The 17,701-nt window shown below is 62.8% G+C and carries 15 protein-coding genes; 11 read left to right on the top strand and 4 right to left on the bottom strand.

Annotated features, from left to right (window positions below; all coding sequences use genetic code 11):
- Window positions 1-206: 206 nt before the first annotated feature.
- From ACYQ00_RS09520 to ACYQ00_RS09550, 7 genes are all read left to right on the top strand, one after another.
- The gene (locus ACYQ00_RS09520; RefSeq protein ID WP_460031900.1) at window positions 207-1,334 is read left to right on the top strand and encodes a type IV pilus twitching motility protein PilT; all 1,128 of its coding nucleotides are present in this window, start codon (window positions 207-209) and stop codon (window positions 1,332-1,334) included.
- Between the two features lie 87 nt (window positions 1,335-1,421).
- Window positions 1,422-2,594: a type IV pilus twitching motility protein PilT gene (locus ACYQ00_RS09525; protein ID WP_460031901.1), complete on the top strand. Its 1,173-nt coding sequence runs from the start codon at window positions 1,422-1,424 to the stop codon at window positions 2,592-2,594.
- Between the two features lie 24 nt (window positions 2,595-2,618).
- A complete protein-coding gene (locus tag ACYQ00_RS09530) occupies window positions 2,619-3,230 on the top strand; it encodes a zinc-ribbon domain-containing protein (RefSeq protein WP_460031902.1) in 612 nt (203 codons plus the stop codon).
- Window positions 3,231-3,295: 65 nt separating this feature from the next.
- Window positions 3,296-4,132 (top strand): potassium channel family protein, encoded by an 837-nt coding sequence (locus tag ACYQ00_RS09535; RefSeq protein ID WP_460031903.1) that lies wholly within the window; start codon window positions 3,296-3,298, stop codon window positions 4,130-4,132.
- Complete coding sequence (locus tag ACYQ00_RS09540; RefSeq protein ID WP_460031904.1) at window positions 4,129-4,866, top strand: MBL fold metallo-hydrolase; 738 nt, start codon at window positions 4,129-4,131, stop codon at window positions 4,864-4,866. Before ACYQ00_RS09535 ends, ACYQ00_RS09540 begins: the two co-directional genes overlap by 4 nt.
- A gap of 15 nt (window positions 4,867-4,881) precedes the next feature.
- On the top strand, window positions 4,882-7,764 hold the full coding sequence (tssH, locus tag ACYQ00_RS09545) for a type VI secretion system ATPase TssH (protein ID WP_460031905.1): 2,883 nt from the start codon (window positions 4,882-4,884) through the stop codon (window positions 7,762-7,764).
- Window positions 7,765-8,152: 388 nt separating this feature from the next.
- The gene (locus tag ACYQ00_RS09550) at window positions 8,153-8,335 is read left to right on the top strand and encodes a hypothetical protein (protein ID WP_460031906.1); all 183 of its coding nucleotides are present in this window, start codon (window positions 8,153-8,155) and stop codon (window positions 8,333-8,335) included.
- Window positions 8,336-8,511: 176 nt separating this feature from the next.
- Here the strand turns inward: ACYQ00_RS09550 and ACYQ00_RS09555 are convergent, their stop codons facing one another.
- Entirely contained in the window at window positions 8,512-8,877 is a 366-nt protein-coding gene (locus ACYQ00_RS09555) for a molybdenum cofactor biosynthesis protein MoaE (RefSeq protein WP_460031907.1), read from the bottom strand.
- 63 nt (window positions 8,878-8,940) lie between these two features.
- Here ACYQ00_RS09555 and ACYQ00_RS09560 point away from each other — a divergent pair, with 63 nt between their 5' ends.
- The 4 genes from ACYQ00_RS09560 (at window position 8,941) to ACYQ00_RS09575 (ending at window position 15,380) form a co-directional block, all read left to right on the top strand.
- Window positions 8,941-11,727, top strand: a complete 2,787-nt coding sequence (locus tag ACYQ00_RS09560) for a tetratricopeptide repeat protein (protein WP_460031908.1) — start codon at window positions 8,941-8,943, stop codon at window positions 11,725-11,727.
- A gap of 107 nt (window positions 11,728-11,834) precedes the next feature.
- On the top strand, window positions 11,835-12,116 hold the full coding sequence (rpsT, locus tag ACYQ00_RS09565) for a 30S ribosomal protein S20 (protein WP_460031909.1): 282 nt from the start codon (window positions 11,835-11,837) through the stop codon (window positions 12,114-12,116).
- Between the two features lie 322 nt (window positions 12,117-12,438).
- Window positions 12,439-13,839: a Trk system potassium transporter TrkA gene (gene trkA / locus ACYQ00_RS09570; protein ID WP_460031910.1), complete on the top strand. Its 1,401-nt coding sequence runs from the start codon at window positions 12,439-12,441 to the stop codon at window positions 13,837-13,839.
- 41 nt (window positions 13,840-13,880) lie between these two features.
- The gene (locus tag ACYQ00_RS09575) at window positions 13,881-15,380 is read left to right on the top strand and encodes a TrkH family potassium uptake protein (RefSeq protein ID WP_460031911.1); all 1,500 of its coding nucleotides are present in this window, start codon (window positions 13,881-13,883) and stop codon (window positions 15,378-15,380) included.
- Window positions 15,381-15,478: 98 nt separating this feature from the next.
- Here the strand turns inward: ACYQ00_RS09575 and ACYQ00_RS09580 are convergent, their stop codons facing one another.
- The 3 genes from ACYQ00_RS09580 to ACYQ00_RS09590 form a co-directional block, all read right to left on the bottom strand.
- Window positions 15,479-16,150 (bottom strand): adenylate kinase, encoded by a 672-nt coding sequence (locus ACYQ00_RS09580; protein WP_460031912.1) that lies wholly within the window; start codon window positions 16,148-16,150, stop codon window positions 15,479-15,481.
- A 73-nt stretch (window positions 16,151-16,223) separates the two neighbouring features.
- Window positions 16,224-17,306 carry a tRNA lysidine(34) synthetase TilS gene (gene tilS / locus ACYQ00_RS09585; RefSeq protein WP_460031913.1) on the bottom strand — a complete coding sequence of 361 codons (1,083 nt, stop codon included), beginning with the start codon at window positions 17,304-17,306 and terminating at the stop codon, window positions 16,224-16,226.
- A gap of 59 nt (window positions 17,307-17,365) precedes the next feature.
- On the bottom strand, window positions 17,366-17,701 hold the full coding sequence (locus ACYQ00_RS09590) for a hypothetical protein (protein WP_460031914.1): 336 nt from the start codon (window positions 17,699-17,701) through the stop codon (window positions 17,366-17,368).

Here is a 17,701-nt window from a genome sequence, read left to right on the forward strand (position 1 = left end):
TCCGTACTCCTTCCCCGCCGGCATGACAAGATGGGATTGCCATGGACAACACCGCTCACCCCAGTCCGAACCGGGCAAACAGTTTGACGAAAACCCGGCAGACAGGCTATGCGGAAGAGGGGAAACGTCCAGACTGGACATGCAGCATTGCACGCACGTCCAGGGCTTGGCGCTTGCATCACCGCCAACAGCGAGGCCTTCGGAGCATGGCTCAGATAGACGCGTTCTTCAAAATGCTGCACGAACACGGCGGCTCGGACCTGCACCTCTCCGCCGGCTCCCAGCCCATCATCCGCCTGCAGGGCGAACTGCAGCGGGTGAAATACAAAACCATGGATCACGAGGGCCTGAAAAAGCTGCTCTACGAGATCACGCCGGAAAACAAGATCAAGGAATTCGAGGAAACCGGGGATATCGACTTCAGTTACGAAGTCCCGAACCTGGCCCGCTACCGCGTGAACTTCTACCTGCAGAGCCGCGGCATTGCTGCCGCCTTCCGTGAAATTCCCGAGACTATCCTGACCACCGAGCAGCTTGGCCTGCCCAGTCTGCTTAATCAGCTGGCCCTGCTGCCCAAGGGGCTGGTGCTGGTGACCGGGCCCACAGGCTCGGGCAAATCCACCACCCTGGCGGCCATCATCGATTACGCCAACCGGATCCGCAAGGACCACATCCTTTCCATCGAAGACCCCATCGAATTCGTGCACCAGCCCAAGAACTGCCTGATCAACCAGCGCGAGGTGGGCCGGGATACCAAAAGCTTTGCCAACGCCCTGCGCGGGGCCCTGCGCGAAGACCCGGACATCATCCTGGTGGGCGAAATGCGCGACCTGGAAACCGTCAGCCTGGCCCTGGAAGCCGCGGAAACCGGCCACCTGGTCTTCTCCACCCTGCATACCATTTCGGCCTCCAAGACGGTGGACCGCATCATCGAGGTCTTTCCCGGCGAGCGGCAGGGGCAAATCCGCAGCGCCCTGGCCGAATCCCTGCGCGCGGTCATTGCCCAGACACTCTTCAAACGCATCGACCGCCCCGGCCGCGTGGCTGCCCTGGAGATCCTCATCTGCGTGCCCTCGGTGCGCAACCTGATTCGCGACAACAAAACCTATCAGCTGAACTCGGTCATCGAAACAGGCAGAAACTATGGCATGCAGACCCTGGATGACGAGATCATGAAACTCTTGCGCCACAACATCGTGGACGCCAACGACGCCTACAACCGTGCCGTGAACAAGCATAAATTCAAGGATTTCCTTACCAGACCGCCCGAAGACTTCACGGAAATGGCCGGCCCGGAGTCCGGCGGAGGCGAAAGCAAGCTGCGCAACCGCTAGGGGACGCAAGCACATCGCACTTGTTGACGCAGACGGATGTTCCGCGTCCACACAACTGCCGTATCTTCCACACGGCGAGGCCCTGCCATGCTCAGAGCGCAACTGGATCACCTCATCGCCCAGGTGCTGGATTTCCAGCCCGAAACCTCGGACATTCACTTCGCCGCCTTCAAGCGGCTGCAGGCCGAGGTGCACGGCAAGCTCATGGACGTGCCCCTGCGGCCGGACCTGGGCGTGCTCTCTCCCTTTCAGACCGAAGCCGTGGCCCTGGCGCTCATGGCCCAGAACATGCGCGTGTACCGCGATCTGGTGGAGCGCGGTTCCTGCGATCTGGCCTACGCCCTGCCCGGCAGGGCCCGTTTCCGTGTGAACATTTTCAGCCAGTCCGGGTCGTTGTCCATCGTCATGCGCCAGCTTTCCAGCCAGATACCCACCATCGAACAGCTCAAGCTCCCGCTCCTCTTCAAGGAGATGAGCAAGGAGCGCTTCGGGCTCATCCTGGTCACCGGGGCCACGGGGTCAGGTAAGTCCACCTCCCTGGCCGCGCTCATCGATGAGATCAACGAAACCCTGCCCGTGCACATCGTCACCCTGGAAGACCCTGTCGAATACAAACACAATCACAAAAAGGCCCTGGTGAACCAGCGGGAACTGGGGTTGGATTTCGACGACTTCACCTCCGGCCTGCGCGCGGCCCTGCGTCAGGCGCCCAAGGTGATTCTGGTGGGGGAAATGCGCGACCGCGATACTGTGGAAATTGCGCTTTCGGCCGCGGAAACCGGCCACCTGGTGCTGGGCACCCTGCATACGGCCGATACCGGCCAGACCGTGAACCGCGTCATCGGCATGTTCGAGCTGGCGGAAGAGCGGCTGATCCGCAACCGTCTGGCCGAATCGCTCAAATACGTCGTCTCCCAGCGGCTGTTGCCGCGCGTGGGCGGGGGGCGCGTGGCGGCCTTTGAAATCCTGCGCAAGAACCTGCGCATCACGGAACTCATCGTCAACGGCGAAACCGAAGACAAGACCTTCTACAAGGTTCTCCAGACCTCGGATGCCTATGGCATGATTACCTTTGACCAGTACATCATGGGCCTGTTCACCAAGGGCCTGATCACCGAAGAGACGGCCATGCTGGCCGGCTCGGACAAGGCCGTGCTGGGTCAGATGATCGACAAGGTCAAGAGCGCCCGTGGCGAAAAGGTGACCGACATCGAAGGCCTGACCATCGACGAAGACTACAGCGCCAAGATCGAATCCTGATCCAGGCCCAAGGGAGCGAGCGCCATGCGAATCACCTGCACCAGCTGCAACCGCGAACTGAGCGTGCCGGACGACAAACTGCCCGACGCGCCACGGTTCAAGATCAAATGCCCGCAATGCAAAAAGGAAATCGTCGTCGAGCGCATGGACAAGGTCGATCCGGCCTATTCCAGCACCTCCTACGATTTCAGCGGGATGGTGGAACCAGAGGTCTTTCCGCCCGGCTCCAAGGTGGCGTTTCTGCTCATCTCGGAGCGGTCCTGGCGCAACGCCGCCTCGGCCTGGCTCAAGGCGGAAAAGTATTACCAGTCCACGGCGTCCAACGCCAACGAGGCCATGCTCAAGCTGAGGCTCAATGAATATCAACTCGTAATGATTGAAGATCGTGACGAGTATCAGGGCGTGCTTGGGGAGATTGCCAGCTGGCCGGGCCTGCGCCGGCGCACGGTGAATCTGGTGCTCCTGGGCAACGACGCCGCCAGCCTGGACCCGCAAATCTCCTTCCGCCGCTCGGTGAACAGCTACCTGAATCTGGCCGATGCCGTCCGCGCTGCCGAACTCATGGACAGCGTCCTCAAGGGCTATGAACTGTACTACGGCTACCTGCAGATGGCCCATGAGCAGGTGATGGGGTAGGGAAGGCACTGGCGTACCGCGGCATGCCGGGTCAGGCAAGAACGCAACACAACCACTCATTCTTCATGCACCTCACCCGTCTGCACTTTTTCGGCGCCGTGTTCCTCTGCACCCTGCTGTTGGGCGTGTTTGGCTTTGGGTATGTGGAAGATCTTGATCCGCTCAATGCCCTGTATCTCACGGTCATCACCATGAGCACCGTGGGCTATGGCGACGTCACGCCCACGAACCCGGTGGGCAAGGTGCTGGCCATGCTCGTGGTGCTGGGCGGGGTCAGCTCCTTTGTGGGCGTGGTGGAAACCGTGGTAGAGAACGTGTTCTCCATCAAGGAAAAACGAGCCAAGCGCCAGAAACGCAACATGATCCGCGGGGTGCTCTTTGCCGATCTCGGTCAGGCGCTGCTCAGGGAAATTGCCGCCGCCGACCCCAAGGCCCGGGAGCTGGGGGAAAAACTGGCCATTGACGCCGCCTGGACCGAAGAAATGTTCTCCAAAAAGCGCAAGTACCTGGAGGGGATCGTCTTCACCGTGGATCCGAAACGGCTTGACTTGCCGCGTCTGCGTGCCATGCTGGAACCCAAGTCGGACCTCCTGTTGCGGCTCATCGAAAACCCGAGCGTGGTGGAGGCCGAGCAGTTTGCCGATCTGCTCCAGGCCCTGTACCACCTGCGCGACGAGTTGATGAGCCGGCCCACCGATCCGGACAATCCCATGGTGCTGGCGGCGCTGCCCGAGGCCGACCGCCTGCATCTGGCCGGAGATGTCCAACGGGTGTACGCCATGCTCGCCCGCCAGTGGCTGGTGTATGTGCAGTACCTCAAGCGGCGGTACGCCTTTTTGTACTCCCTGGCGGTGCGAAAAAACCCGTTTAACCCAGAGGCGTCCGTGGTCATTCAGACATGAAGGTCACCTACCTGGTTCATGACTGCTTTCTGCTGGAGTGGGGCGGTCGCGTGCTGTTGTTCGATTACCCGGAGCCGCGTTTCCGGCCGTCGGGAATGGATGCGCTGGTGCGGCAGGCGGTGACCGGCGCGTATTGCGTGTTTTTCATCTCCCATAGCCATCCGGACCACTGCTCCCTGGATCTGCTGGACCTCAGCCCATGGTGCAAAGAGGCGCACTATGTGTTTTCCGACGATGTGCCGGACATGCTGCCGGAATTCCATCCGGACACGCTGCCCGGCAGCTGTGCGGTGGTGGAACCGGACTGGACCTGCGAGGTGAACGGGATGCACGTGCGGGCCCTGGAGAGCACGGATCTGGGGGTGGGCTTTCTCATCTCCTGGCAGGGGCGGCGCGTCTGGTTCAGCGGGGATGCCGCCCACTGGGACTGGCCCGTACTGGACCAGGCCTCCAGACATTTCGGGCGTGAGCAGTTCGACGCCATACTGGACGTTCTGGCCGCAGCGCCGTTGCATCTGGCCCTGGCCAACGCCGATCCGCGGCTGGAGAACTTTTCCGGCGCCTGCGCATTGCTAAAACGAGCCAATCCGGCGTATTTTGTTCCCATGCACGCTTTTGGGGATCCTCGCCGGCTGCGCTTGTTTCACGAAACAGCCCGCCGGGACCACGGTCGCACGGCTGACACATGCTTTTGCTACGAAACGATTGGGGATAGCTGGTCCATCCCCGATTAAGTCAATCGAGGCAGCATGATCGTCGATGTCAAACTGCTCCTGGAACGCTGTTCCCCCCAGCTTACCGAAGCCATGCAGGAGGCTGCCTCCCTGGCCGCCGGGCAGGCGCATGGCGAGGTGCTGCCAGAACATCTCTTCCTGGCCATCTGCAGCACCCCGGAAACGGATCTGCTGGCCATCCTTGATGCCTGGCGTGTGGATACCTATGCCTTTGCCGGGCTGCTGGAACGCAGCCTGGAGCAGCTGCCCTCCCAGCGGGCCGGCCGTCCCGTCATCTCCCGCGAACTGGTGGATCTGCTGCAGCAGGCCTGGCTGGTAGGCAGCCTGGAATTTCAGGCAGAGAAAATCCGCTCCGGCTTCGTGCTCCTGGCCCAGGCCAGGGCCTTGCGTCAGGATCCGAACCGGGCCATGCAGCATCCGCGCAACGCCTGGATGCGTCCCATCCGGGCCATTGCCCTGGACTCCCTGCGCCAGCGGTTCCGGGAAATCGTGGGTGGCAAATCCCGCGAACAGGATGCCGACGTGCCCACGCCAGATCCCGAGGCCGCCATGCCCGGCTCCGGCGAGAGCCTGCAAAAATACTGCGTGGACCTGACCGAGCGCGCCCGTCGCGGCGAGGTGGACCCGGTCTTTGGCCGCGAGGACGCCATGCGCCGCATTGTGGACATCCTGGCCCGCCGCCGCAAAAACAACCCTCTGCTGGTGGGCGACGCCGGTGTGGGCAAAACCGCCGTGGTGGAGGGCCTGGCCCTGCGGCTGGTGGAGGCCGAGTCGCAAGGCTTCGAGGCCTCGGGCCTGCCGGCCATGCTCAAGGGCGTGCGCATCCTGGCCCTGGACATGGGGGCGCTGGAGGCCGGCGCCGGGCTCAAGGGCGAGTTCGAGGAGCGGCTCAAGGCTGTGGTGGAGGATTTGAAGGCCCTGGCCACCCCGGCCATCCTCTTTATTGACGAAGCCCATACCCTTATTGGCGCGGGTGGCCGGCCCGGCTCGGACGCCGCCAATTTCCTCAAGCCCATCCTGGCCCGCGGGGAACTCAAGCTGGTGGCCGCCACCACCTGGAGTGAGCACAAACGCGTGTTCTCACGCGATGCCGCCCTCTCGCGCCGCTTCCAGCCCGTGCCCCTGGAAGAGCCCAGCCCGGACACCACCGTGGAGATCCTGCGCGGCCTCAAGCCCAGGTACGAGGCTGATCATGGCGTCACCGTGCGGGATGACGCCGTGGTGGCTGCGGCCAAGTACGCCAGCCGGTACATTGCCGACCGCTTTTTGCCGGACAAGGCCGTGGATTTGCTGGACACGGCGGCGGCGCGGGTCAAGGTCAGCCTGACCTCCAAGCCCGCGGCCCTGGAGCAGGTGGAGCAGCACATTCTGGATCTGCGCCGCCGCATCGAGGCCCTCACTCGGGACAAAAGCCACGGCCTGAGCGTGGATGAAGACGCCCTGACCCGCGCCTGGCATGAACTCAAGGAACTCAAGACCCAGGCCTGGAGCTGTGCCGAACGCTGGCGCGCCGAGCAGGAGCTGGTCACCCAGCTCATCGAGGTGCGCAGCCGGCTGCAACAGGAGCGGGCGGAAATGGGCATGCCCCGGGAGGCGACCCGTCAGGAAGCCATGCAGCTGTTGCGGCAGCTCAACGAAACCCAGGCCGGCGCGCCCCTGGTCCGGCATGAGGTGGACCCGGAGATGGTGGCTCAGGTGGTGCACGAGTGGACGGGCATTCCCCTGTCCAGCATCCTGCAGGACCAGTATGCCGCCGTGCTCCGGCTGGAGGAGGCCCTGCGGGCCAGGGTCAAGGGGCAGGACCACGCCCTGGAAATCATCATCAAGGAAATCCAGGCCGCCACCTCGGGCTTCAAGGACGAGGCCTCGCCCGTGGCCGTCTTTTTGCTGGCTGGTCCCAGTGGCGTGGGCAAGACCGAGACCGCCCGTGCGCTGGCCGAACAGCTCTTTGGCGGCGAGCAGTCCCTGGTGCTGCTGAACATGGGCGAATACAGCGAAAAGCACAGCGTCAGCCGACTCATCGGCTCCCCGCCGGGGTACGTGGGCTATGGGGAAGGCGGTGTGCTGACGGAAGCCGTGCGCCGCCGGCCGCATTCCCTGGTGCTGCTGGACGAGGCGGAAAAAGCCCATCCCGAGGTGCTCAACCTCTTTCATCAGGTCTTTGAACAGGGTGTGCTTTCCGATGCGGAGGGCCGGCCCGTGGATTTCCGCAACGTCCTGTTCATCCTCACCTCCAACGCCGGGGCCGAGGTGGCGCTGACCGAGCCAGGCCTGCGCGAGCTGGGCCTGCAGCAGCGCGCCGAGCGCCTGCGGGCCGCGGTGTGGAACTCCTTGCGCGAGGCCTATCCGGCGTCGCTGCTCTCGCGCATGACCGTGGCCGTGTATGCGCCCCTGGAAACCGAAGCCCTGGCCGCCGTGGCGGAACGCAAGCTGGCCCGGCTGGCAGCCCAGGCCCTGGTCAATGGAACCTTTGTCCTGCAAATCGCCCCGGAAACCCCCATGGCTCTGGCCGCACGCTGCTGGGATCCGGAAAGCGGGGCCCGCAGCCTGGACCGCCTGCTGCATGCCGAGGTGTTGCCCAGACTGGCCGCGGCAGCCCTGGCCGGCAAGGCCGCGGGGCTGGGCCGTTGCACCCTGACCCTGGCCGTGGACGAGGAAGGGCGGGTGCGGGTGCTGCCGGGCTCGCAGCTGGGGCTGGCAACACCGGCCGCAGACACGGCCTTGCGGACTCGCTTGTCCGATGCGCCGGACACCCCATTTGACCCGGCAGACAGCATGCCCGCGCAGGAAGGCGACTACGTGGAGCTGGCCGGGGCGCTCGCCCGAAGTGGTCTGCGCGACGGGATGGCCGATGCGTCCCCAGAGCGCGACGCCGGCATGGAGCCCCGCGCACCCTGATCCAGGCGGCCAGGCCGCACGAGCGCGCACTTTCCGGCAGGCTACCCTCCGCGGCCAGAGACGCACTGCGCGAGTGCCGAGGGTTTATCCCTAAGATATTTTCCCCTGGCAGAATGGGTCAATAAACAGAAATGTCGTTGTAACCATTGGAAAAAGAGCGCCTGCACCCTGGCGGTGTCTGCAGTGCGGCGGCGTGGCAGCCAGGAAAAGCGTCCCGGCCGGCTTGCCTCGCCATGGCAATGCAGGCATGGTTATCTGGAAGTCCGATCCGCGCCAGGCAGGGTCGCCATGGCGGTGACGCATGCTGCCGCGCGCTAGCGCACCACACGGCCTTACTCACGCGGCCTCATTCCGCGGCCCTGCGCCACACTGCGCACAGGAGGCTACCATGACGATTCGCCCAGAAGAAGATCCCGGGTATTTCGATGAGTTTGTGAGCGAAGAGGTGCGGGTCAAACTGCACCAGCAAAGCCAGGGAGTGAAGCGCAGCGCCGAAACGCCTGATGAAGACGTGCTCCCGCTTGCAGAGCTGGAGGAGGAAGAGACGCCCCCGTCGCCCGATGATGCCTGAACCGCCTCCCGCAGTGGGCGCCCTTGTGCGAACACGCCTGCGGGCGGATTGGGCAGCATGCTTTCTATAAGGCACGGTTGTTGCTTGCAACAATGCGGGGAGCCAGTCTTTTGTCAGGCGTCAGGCTTGATACCTTGGACGCCTTGCGGATGCCGGGCCGGCCCCCCGCGGCGGACTCAGGATTGCAGATGTTCCTGCTTGGTCACGGCTTCGGCCTTGACGCGGTCCAGGAGCTCGGTCATGGCCGGGATGACGTGCTCGCGGATGTCGCCCGCCACGATGAGATAGAGCACGTCGTCGCCGGGCTGCAGCGCACCGTCGTGGCATTCCACCACCACGCGGAAAATGCCGGGACGCTGCTCGATTTCCTGGCGCAGCTGCTCCATGCGTTCACGGTTGGCGGCAATATCCACGGTGGTCACGCTGCCGGGTTCCTTGCGGGACCACCCGCGCACGACGCCGTTGTGCACAAGTATCATGCCGACATTGTCGGCAAACCCTGGAGTGGCTTTGAGCGCTTCTATGGCTTTTGTAATGTCCATGATGCTTCTCCTGCAAGCGAGAGGTAAAGGTGGCCTGCGTCCCAACGCAGCCATGCCGAGGCGATGATGGAACGCAATCAACTCATCGATCTGGTCAAAAAACTGCCAAACCTGGCCAACACCCGCATGCTTGGACACGGCCACGTGGTGTGGGTGTCCTGGCAGGGGGAGCCGGCCTCGGCCATGGGCCAGACCTTTCTGGACTACGGCGGCATCCGTCTGGCCACGGACCGGCATCAGTCGCTCTGGTTTTTCTTCAATACGGATGTCTTTCTGGCCCTGGCCCGTCTGGAAATCTGGGCCCGGCTCAACCCCATGCCGGTGTTCGTGCAGGTCATGCCGGGCAACCTGCCTGTGGGGTACAAGCTCGAAGTCTCCCTGAACCTGGACAGCGCCCTGGGCAAGCAGCATGCGCCCGAAGTGGACGAATTCACCGTCCTGGTTCACCCGAAAAGTGTGGAGGCAGCCAAAAGCATTCCGGGGTTGGTGTTCAAGGATGCCCCCAAAACCGGCGGGCTGGCCCCGCAGCTCTGGAAGCGCATGGAGGCGGACCAGCGCCTGCCCTATACCACCTCCATGGGCTGGTACGTGGTGCTCAAGCCCCTGGGCAATGCCCTGGACAAGGCCTTTCAAAGCGGCTGGCGCGAGTATTTCTTCAAAATCGAGCCGCTGACCAAACGGTTGAAGGTGCAGTACATCACACAGGATTTCTTCCTGATGCTGCCCCTGAGCAACCTACGTGAGCTGCGCCAGTGGTGCAAGGAATACCTGCTCATGGTGGCCCAGGCCAAGCAGGAGGGCAGTGCCTACTGGCCTTGCGTTCAGAGTATTGTGGAGAAAAAAGGGCTGAATTTCAATACGGAGCTGTACAAGAAGATTCTCCTTGATTGGGATCAGCTGGCGCCGGATTTTCCGCACATGTCGTACCGCACAGCCCTGCTCATGGGCGAAGGCTTTCACATCAACGACGTGCGGTTCAAGGTGGACGAGGGCACGCTGGACGACTGGTGCAACGTCTCCCTGGAGGCAAGCGAACTCGGGCAGGAGAACACCTTGCACGTGGAACTGCCCACCCGGCTGGTGGTCGGCCCGCATGGGCATTGTTTTTACTGCGGCCAGCGCAGCCACCCCATGCAGGAATGCCCCAGCCGGCACCTGGAAGAACTGGACTCTCAGGTGTGGGAGCAGCTGACTCTGCTGGATTTTTCAGCCATTGAAAAGGGGTTGAACGAGGTGGATGGCCTGTTGGCCAAGGATGCCGACGCCCTGAACAACCTGTTGCGACAGGAGACAGTGCCCGCGCTGCTGGTGCGGGCAATGTTCGAGATTGGCTCGGTGTTTCAGTTCCGCATGCAGACCTCCATCTGGCGGGCGGTGGGGCGCGAATACCCCCGCGGCCTGCAGCAGCTGGGCCCAAAGACGAATGATGCGCACTGGGAGGGGCTCTCCCTGTTGCAGCATGGGGATCTGGTGAACCTGGACCGCCTGATCACCAAGGAACTGTTCAAAAACCCGCGCAGTTTGCCGTTGACCATGCTTCGCGGCTTCTCGGCCCTGGAGCGTGGAGACATGCTGCGTGCGGCCAGCGTGTTTGGCGAGGCGGAAAAACTGGCCAGCACGCCCGTGCAGCAGAGTTCCGTCGTTTTTCTGCAAGGCAGGGTGCTGGAAGTGCAGGGCAAACTGCAGCAGGCCTCGAATTTTTACAAGCGGGCTCTGCAGGTTTCGCCCCGCTGGCTGGATGCGGCGTATCGCCAGAGTGTTTGCCAGGTCAAAATGGGCTTTGCAGAACAGGCCTTTACGTATTTTCAGGACGTCATCACCCGCAACCCCAACTTCTTCAACTACGTGCTGCTGGATCCGGAACTGGAACGCGGGCACATGCAAATGCTTGTGGCTCTCTCCGGCCTGTGGGCCCAGGCCCAGCAACGTGCTGCGGAAGAGCGGGCCCTGGCTGAAGATCTCCGTGATGATCTGGGCAAGTGGTTCCCCGAGGGGCACCCGTATCAGGCGGAGATGGCCGCGCGCATCACGGAAATGATGAAGCTGACCCAGGTGGAGAACTACGTGGCCTACGCCAGACTCTCGCAGCAGCGGGTGGCGCTCTCCAAGGAAATGATGCTTCAGGTGGAAGAGGAAAGCCGCCGGATCAAAAAGCGGTTTACCAACTATCTGGAGCGCCTCAAGGTGGTGCGGCACGAGTCCAGCTGGTTTCCATTTCCCAAATTGCTGGTGGAATTCAACAAGGAATTCAACTTCTGCGCCAAGAGCATCAACTGGTCGCATACCCAGCACTTCCAGGTGGCGGAGAACTTCCGCAAGGCTGCGGATCTGGTCGAAACCGTGGAGGACAAGCTGGATGATCTGGAAGACCGGCTCAAGACACTGAAGATTGTGCGGGACTCCACGCTGTTCGTCATCCTCATGTTCAAATCGTTTTTGTGGCTGGGGCTTGGGAGCATGATTGTTTCCCTGCTGGCCCTGCCGTTGTTGAGTTTTTATGGCGGCAAGGTGGGCATGGGCTGGGCTGAACAGCTGACCTTCCGGCAGCAACTGGAGCTGCAGGGCGGGATGTTCGTGGTGCTGGCCATCATCTCCCTGGCTGTTGCCGCCTTGCGCACGGCGCTGATTTTTGACAAGCGCAAGGAGCGGCTGTTCCGCGAGGCGGAGGCCCAGGCGCGCACGGCGGAATCCCGCGCCAATCCCGGGGCGCGTGGCGGGGGGCGGGGCAATGCGGCAGCCTCTGCCTCCGCTGCGGCAGCCCGAGGCAGAGGGGCTGGGCAGGGCAAGGTCACGGCAGCCAAGCCAGGGCCGGTCAAACCTGCAGCGCAAGGCAAGGTTGGCCGTCGCTGAGCGCTTTTTTGTGAGACACGGCACTTTTTGCTTGACTCGCACCGGTGGTTTATCTATTTAACACCTCTTTCGACATCCATCCAAGCGTCCCTGTGGAGGTTTGACGCATGGCCAATCATGAGTCGGCGCTTAAGCGCCACCGCCAGAGCCTGAAGGCCCGTTTGCGCAACCGCGCAATGAAAACCCGCATCAAGAACGTCGTCAAGGCTGTGCGCCTGGCGGTGGAAGAAAACAACATGGATGCAGCCACCCTGGCCCTGAAAAAGGCCACTGCCGTGCTGGACAAGGCTGCCACCAAAAAAGTGATTCACTGGCGCAATGCCTCTCGTCGCATTTCCCGTCTGCAGGGTGCCGTCAATGGCATCTCTGCTGGCGGCGAAGGCGCCTAGTCTCCCGGCGTGAGTCTTTCGCGTTGTCGGCTGCAGGGATGCCTCATCTTGGGGTGACCGGGCCGGCAGTGGCTGGTGCTGCGCGCGAAAGGCGCGAGGGGTGCAGAGGTTGTCTGCGTCCGGTTGCGTGGTCTGCGCCTTGGGTGCAGGCGGCAAAGGCAGTATTTGAGCACATCCGCCGCTGGGCGTGTTCCCGCGGCGGATGTGCTTTGCTGTCTCTGTTGCAGCTGTTGCGCAGTCTTTCCGGTGCGTTGTCGCCTGCATTGCGCAGGGGGAACCCCTTGGGCTGGATTAAATTCCTGCCTTGAGATACGGTCCGGCCATGGGACTTTTTCGCAAGAAGCTGTCCGCCGAGCCCATGCGCATCATCATTGTCGGCGCAGGGGAGGTGGGGTATCACATTGCCCACCGACTCTCGCAGGAAGACAAGCAGGTCGTGGTCATCGATGTGCGGGCCGAGGCGCTCAAACGTCTGGCCGACATTGCCGATGTCCAGACCATCCAGGGATCTGGCTCCAGTCCGCGCGTCCTGGATGAAGCCGGCATCCACGATGCCAGCATCGTCCTGGCGGTGACGGATTCTGACGAGATCAATCTCGTCGCGTGTTTTTTCGCCAATTTGCTCTCACCCAAGGCCCTCAAGCTGGCCCGGCTGCGCAATGACGAATACACGCTGTATCGCGACGCCTTTTCCAGCGAGCTCCTGAACATCTCCACCATCATCAATCCTGAGGTGGAGGTCATCAAGACCATTGAAAACATGATCGCCGTGCCCGGGGCACTGGAGTTCATGGAGTTTGCCGCAGGCCGGGTCAAAATGGTCGGCGTGCGGGTTGGGGAGGGGCCGCTCACTGGCGTGCGCTTGCCCGAGCTGCGTTCCCGCATGGGGGACCTCACCTTCATCATTGCCGCCCTGGTCCGCGGCGAGCGCGTGATCATCCCCACGGGCAAGGATTCCATCCAGCCTGATGACCTGGTCTATTTTGTCTGCCAGGAGCGCGACCTCGCTGCCGTGAGCCGGGCCTTTGGCATGACCCGCCACACGGTCAAGGACGTGCTGATCATCGGCGGTGGCGCCACGGGGTTGCGGCTGGCCACTCGCTTTGAGGACAAGGGATTTCACGTCAAGCTGGTGGACAAGAACGCCGACCGCTGCGAGGTGCTGGCGGAAAAACTGAACAGCACCATCGTGTTGCACGGCGATGGTACCGACCAGGAGCTGCTCTCCGAGGAGAATGTCTCGGAGATGGATCTGGTGGTCTCCGTCACCGGTGACGAAGAAACGAACATCCTTTCCTCGCTGCTGGCCAAGTCCATGGGTGCGGGCAAGACCATCACCCGCATCAACAAGACGGCGTATCTGCCCTTGTTGCGGGCCATTGGCATCGAGCACAGCTTCAGCCCGCGGATTTCGGCGGTGAACTCCATCCTGCGCTACGTGCGGCGGGGAAAAATCCTCAGCTCCCTTTCCATCAAGGGCGACCAGGCCGAGGCGCTTGAGGCCGTGGTGCAGGAAAACTCCAGGCTCGTGGGCATCCCGCTCAAGGAGCTGGATTTCCCGGCCGGCTCACTGATTCTGTGCATCCTGCGGGAGGAAGACGTCTTGCTGCCCCGCGGGGACACCCGGCTCCTGCCGCAGGACCGCGTCATCCTCGTGGCCCTGCGCACGGCCATGCCCATGGTGGAGCAGGTGCTGGCGGCGACGGGAGGCGCCAGCTCCTGATGCTTGGCGAGGTGCTGCAAGATCAAAGGCCTCTGCGTCGGATGAAGTCCGAAGGCATGAACCATGCCGGGGGAAAGCACTACCGGACCCTCTTTGCCGTGGGGGCCATCGTGTGCTGCGTGGGGCTTTCCATGGTGTTGCCCCTGGCGTGGGGGCTTGTCCAGGGCGATGCCGGCACGCTGCCGTTGTTGTACAGCATGCTGGCCACTCTGGCCGCCGGCGGATTGTTGCTGCTGGCCTTTCGCAACAGCCCGCGCCAGGACGCCCGCGGCAAGGATATTCCGCTCACCCACCGCGAAGGCATGGCCATTGTCAGCCTGGGCTGGGTGGCCGCAGGGCTGTGCGGGGCCTTGCCCTATCTCTTTGGTGGCGTCTGCCACACCGTCACGGACGCGGTGTTTGAGGCCGTGTCCGGCTTTACCACCACTGGCGCGTCCATCCTGACGAATATTGAAGCCGTGCCCGAGAGTTTGCTGCTCTGGCGCAGTCTGACGCATTGGCTGGGCGGCATGGGCATCATCGTGCTCTCCCTGGCCATTCTGCCGTTTCTGGGCGTGGGGGGGATGCAGCTGTACAAGGCGGAGGCGCCGGGCCCCACGCCAGACAAGCTCAAACCCCGCATCAAGGACACCGCGGCCATCCTGTGGAAGGTGTATGTCGGGATGTCTGCCATACAGACCGTGCTGCTCATGCTGGGCGGCATGTCCTTTTTCGACGCCCTGTGCCACACCTTCGGGACCATGGCCACGGGCGGTTTTTCCACGCGCAACAGCTCGGTGGCCGCATATGAAAGCCCCTACATCTATTGGGTCATCACTGTTTTCATGTTCCTGGCCGGGATGAATTTTTCCCTGCATTACAAATTGTTGCTGGGACAGGCTCGCGAGGTCTGGAAGGATGGCGAGTTGCGGTTTTACGGTCTGGTGGTGGCCGGCTGCACCCTCTGGATTGCCTGGAACATCTGGGGCACGCACTATGCCACCCCTTTCGAGGCCCTGACCCAAGGCGCGTTTCAGGTGGCTTCCATCATCACCACCACCGGCTTTGCCACGGCGGATTTCGAGCAATGGCCGCCGCTTTCCCAACTGCTGCTTGTGCTGCTGATGTTCGTGGGTGGCTGCGCGGGTTCCACGGGGGGCGGCATGAAATGCGTGCGCCTGCTGTTGATGCTCAAGCACTGTTCCATGGAGCTCGTCCGGCTGGTGCATCCGCGGGCGGTGCGGCATGTGAAGCTGGGCCGCCGCAATGTGCCCGACGAAGTGCTTTCCGGGGCCTGGGGGTTCTTCGGGCTGTACATGTTCTGTTATGTGGCGACATCCGCAGCCCTGGCAGCCATGGATCTGGATATCGTCACCAGCTTCACAGCCACGCTGGCCTGCATCAGCAACGTGGGCCCAGGATTCGGCACTGTGGGCCCAGCGGAGAACTTCTTCCATCTGCCCGCCCTGGCCAAGGTGCTGCTCACCTGGTGCATGCTCCTGGGGCGCCTGGAGATATATACCGTGCTGATTTTGTTTGTGCCGGAGTTCTGGCGGAAATAAAAAACGCGTCCCCCGCTGTGGCAGGGGACGCGCAATGCATGCACGGGAATCACAGGAGGCAAGGCGCGGCGCGCTTCGGCCCCCGGGAATCGCAGACCTTACGCCAGCTTGGCCAGCAGGGTGTCCTTGATGGAATCGATGCTGCCTTCGCCGTCCAGCTCGATGTACACAAAGCCTTCCTTGGCGGCGAGGTTCTTGTAATAGTAGGCAGCGGCCAGGGTGCCATCCACGGTGTTGTAGTAGATGTCGTGGCGCTTGTTGATGGCGGCTTCGTCCTGGTCGTCCGCGCGGGCGGAAAGAGTGCCACCGCACACGCGGCACACATCGCCATTGGGCTTGATGGGCTCAATGAAGATGTTGTTGGGGTGGTTGGGGTTGTTCTTGCAGATGCGGCGGCCCATGATGCGGTTCTTGGCCACTTCGCGCGGCAGGAGGATTTCGATCACGTAATCGAGCTTCATCCCCTTTTCCTGCAGGGCTTCAAAGAGCTTCTGTGCCTGCACGGTGTTGCGGGGGAAGCCGTCCAGCAGCCAGCCGTCCTTGCCCTTGGATTCCAGGGTCTCCAGAACCATGGGGATGGTGATGTCGTCGGGCACCAGGTCGCCGCGATCGATGAACGCCTTGGCTTTCTTGCCGAGTTCGGTGCCGCCGCCAATGTGTTCGCGGAAGATGCCGCCGGACTCGATGTGGGCCAGCTTGTACTTGTCTTTCACAAGGTTGCCCTGGGTGCCTTTGCCGCTGCCGTTGGGCCCGAAAATCAGGATATTCACGCGTTCTCCTCCTTGCGGGAAATTGTGGAACACTTAGACCCGGATGAGGTGCCTTGTCAATGTGAATTTGTTCTCAAGGTCTATCTGCTGCTGGGCAGGGCGCTTTGAACTCCACGCCAGCTCGCGTCACCCGGGCAACGACGCTGCCGGGAAAATCGATGCGCGCCCCGATGCGGCCGGCGCTGAAGGCAGCTTCCAGGGCAAAGAGGGCGTCCATCTGCGGGGGGCCCTGGCCCAGACGCTCCAGGGCAGCCTTGTAGCACCGCAGGCGAATGGCCGGCGCGACTGTGTGAAGCGCAGGTGACGAAAGTCGCAAGCCATTCGCAATGATTTCGCATGTTGCGAACACCGGCTGCATCGCAAGGGCGAGTTGCGTTTCATCCAGCCGGGCCTGCCGCCAGAGGGATTCCACCTGGGCGAGATACGAGGGGTTTTCCCTGAGCATCGCCGGGAGAATCTCCTTGCGAACTCGGTTGCGAAGGAAGTGTGGATCGTCATTCATGGGATCGTTGCGATACGGCAATCGCAACATTGTGACAAAATCATGAAGCGCTGCGCGTGGTTGCAGCAGCACTGGCCGCAGAATGCGCCGGGTTGGATCCAGGGCGGCCATGCCGCCCAGGGCCGGCCAGCCCGTGCCGCGCAGCTGCCGCATAAGCTGGTCCTCGGCCAGATCATTCAGCTGATGCCCCGTGACGATCCAGGCCGCCCCCAGTTCCTCGCGCACGGTTTCAAGGAATTCCAGCCGGGCCATGCGGCCAGCCTCTTCCAGCCCGATGCGTTGCCGCGAGGCCAGAGCGGTGACATCCATTCGTGCACAACGGCAAGGGAGTGCCAGGCGGGAACAGAGGGAGCCTACCAGGGCGGCATCCTCGCTGGCGTCGGCCCGCAGGCCATGGTCCAGGTGGGCCGCACAGAGGGAAAAGCCTCCGCGCACGCGCAGGGCCTGCAGCATGGCCAGGAGGGCCACGGAATCCGGCCCGCCGGAACAGGCCACCAGCAGCCGGGCACCGCGCAAATCCAGCGTTGCGCCATCGCCCTGGCCATGGCCCAGCCCCTCGCGTAGAAATCGCTCCACGGCCAGGCACTGATGCGCCAGACGCGGCGGCAGATCCTGCAGGCGGAGGGAGGGGAGAGGGGCGGCAGCCGACAGCATGGTGCAGACTAAAACACTACCAGGCGCGGCAGCTCCCTCCCGGAAGCCACCGCGACAGGCTAGACGGGAATATCGAGTTCTTTCAGGAGATTGTCAAAATAGTTGACCATATGCTCACGCTGGGCCGGGGTGCAGTAGGCAATGCAGGAGCAGCGGATGGGCCCACGGCCGCGGACCAGCAGCTCCAGACGCAGATAGTCTTCCCCGCACTCCAGGGCCAGGCTGTGGGGGCCGCATTCGGCGTCGTGGGTCTGCTGCTCTTCGGTCAGCAGAGCTTTGGGCAGGGGCAGCCAGAAGAGATCTTCCAGGGAGCTGTCGCACCCCATGTCCTTGCAGCGTTTGGCCACGCGCTTCACGTGGTCCGGGTCGAGCTGTTCCACCAGATAGACGCGCAT

The organism is Megalodesulfovibrio paquesii (assembly GCF_054653055.1).

Bases quoted from the DNA above. Each gene is read 5' to 3' on its own strand.
- ACYQ00_RS09530 (WP_460031902.1), top strand. From the start codon at position 2,619: ATGCGAATCACCTGCACCAGCTGCAACCGCGAACTGAGCGTGCCGGAC.
- ACYQ00_RS09550 (WP_460031906.1), top strand. From the start codon at position 8,153: ATGACGATTCGCCCAGAAGAAGATCCCGGGTATTTCGATGAGTTTGTG.
- ACYQ00_RS09540 (WP_460031904.1), top strand. From the start codon at position 4,129: ATGAAGGTCACCTACCTGGTTCATGACTGCTTTCTGCTGGAGTGGGGC.
- ACYQ00_RS09560 (WP_460031908.1), top strand. From the start codon at position 8,941: ATGATGGAACGCAATCAACTCATCGATCTGGTCAAAAAACTGCCAAAC.
- ACYQ00_RS09575 (WP_460031911.1), top strand. From the start codon at position 13,881: ATGAAGTCCGAAGGCATGAACCATGCCGGGGGAAAGCACTACCGGACC.
- tssH (WP_460031905.1), top strand. From the start codon at position 4,882: ATGATCGTCGATGTCAAACTGCTCCTGGAACGCTGTTCCCCCCAGCTT.
- ACYQ00_RS09525 (WP_460031901.1), top strand. From the start codon at position 1,422: ATGCTCAGAGCGCAACTGGATCACCTCATCGCCCAGGTGCTGGATTTC.
- ACYQ00_RS09555 (WP_460031907.1), bottom strand. From the start codon at position 8,877: ATGGACATTACAAAAGCCATAGAAGCGCTCAAAGCCACTCCAGGGTTT.
- rpsT (WP_460031909.1), top strand. From the start codon at position 11,835: ATGGCCAATCATGAGTCGGCGCTTAAGCGCCACCGCCAGAGCCTGAAG.
- trkA (WP_460031910.1), top strand. From the start codon at position 12,439: ATGGGACTTTTTCGCAAGAAGCTGTCCGCCGAGCCCATGCGCATCATC.
- ACYQ00_RS09520 (WP_460031900.1), top strand. From the start codon at position 207: ATGGCTCAGATAGACGCGTTCTTCAAAATGCTGCACGAACACGGCGGC.
- ACYQ00_RS09535 (WP_460031903.1), top strand. From the start codon at position 3,296: ATGCACCTCACCCGTCTGCACTTTTTCGGCGCCGTGTTCCTCTGCACC.
- ACYQ00_RS09590 (WP_460031914.1), bottom strand. From the start codon at position 17,701: ATGCGCGTCTATCTGGTGGAACAGCTCGACCCGGACCACGTGAAGCGC.
- tilS (WP_460031913.1), bottom strand. From the start codon at position 17,306: ATGCTGTCGGCTGCCGCCCCTCTCCCCTCCCTCCGCCTGCAGGATCTG.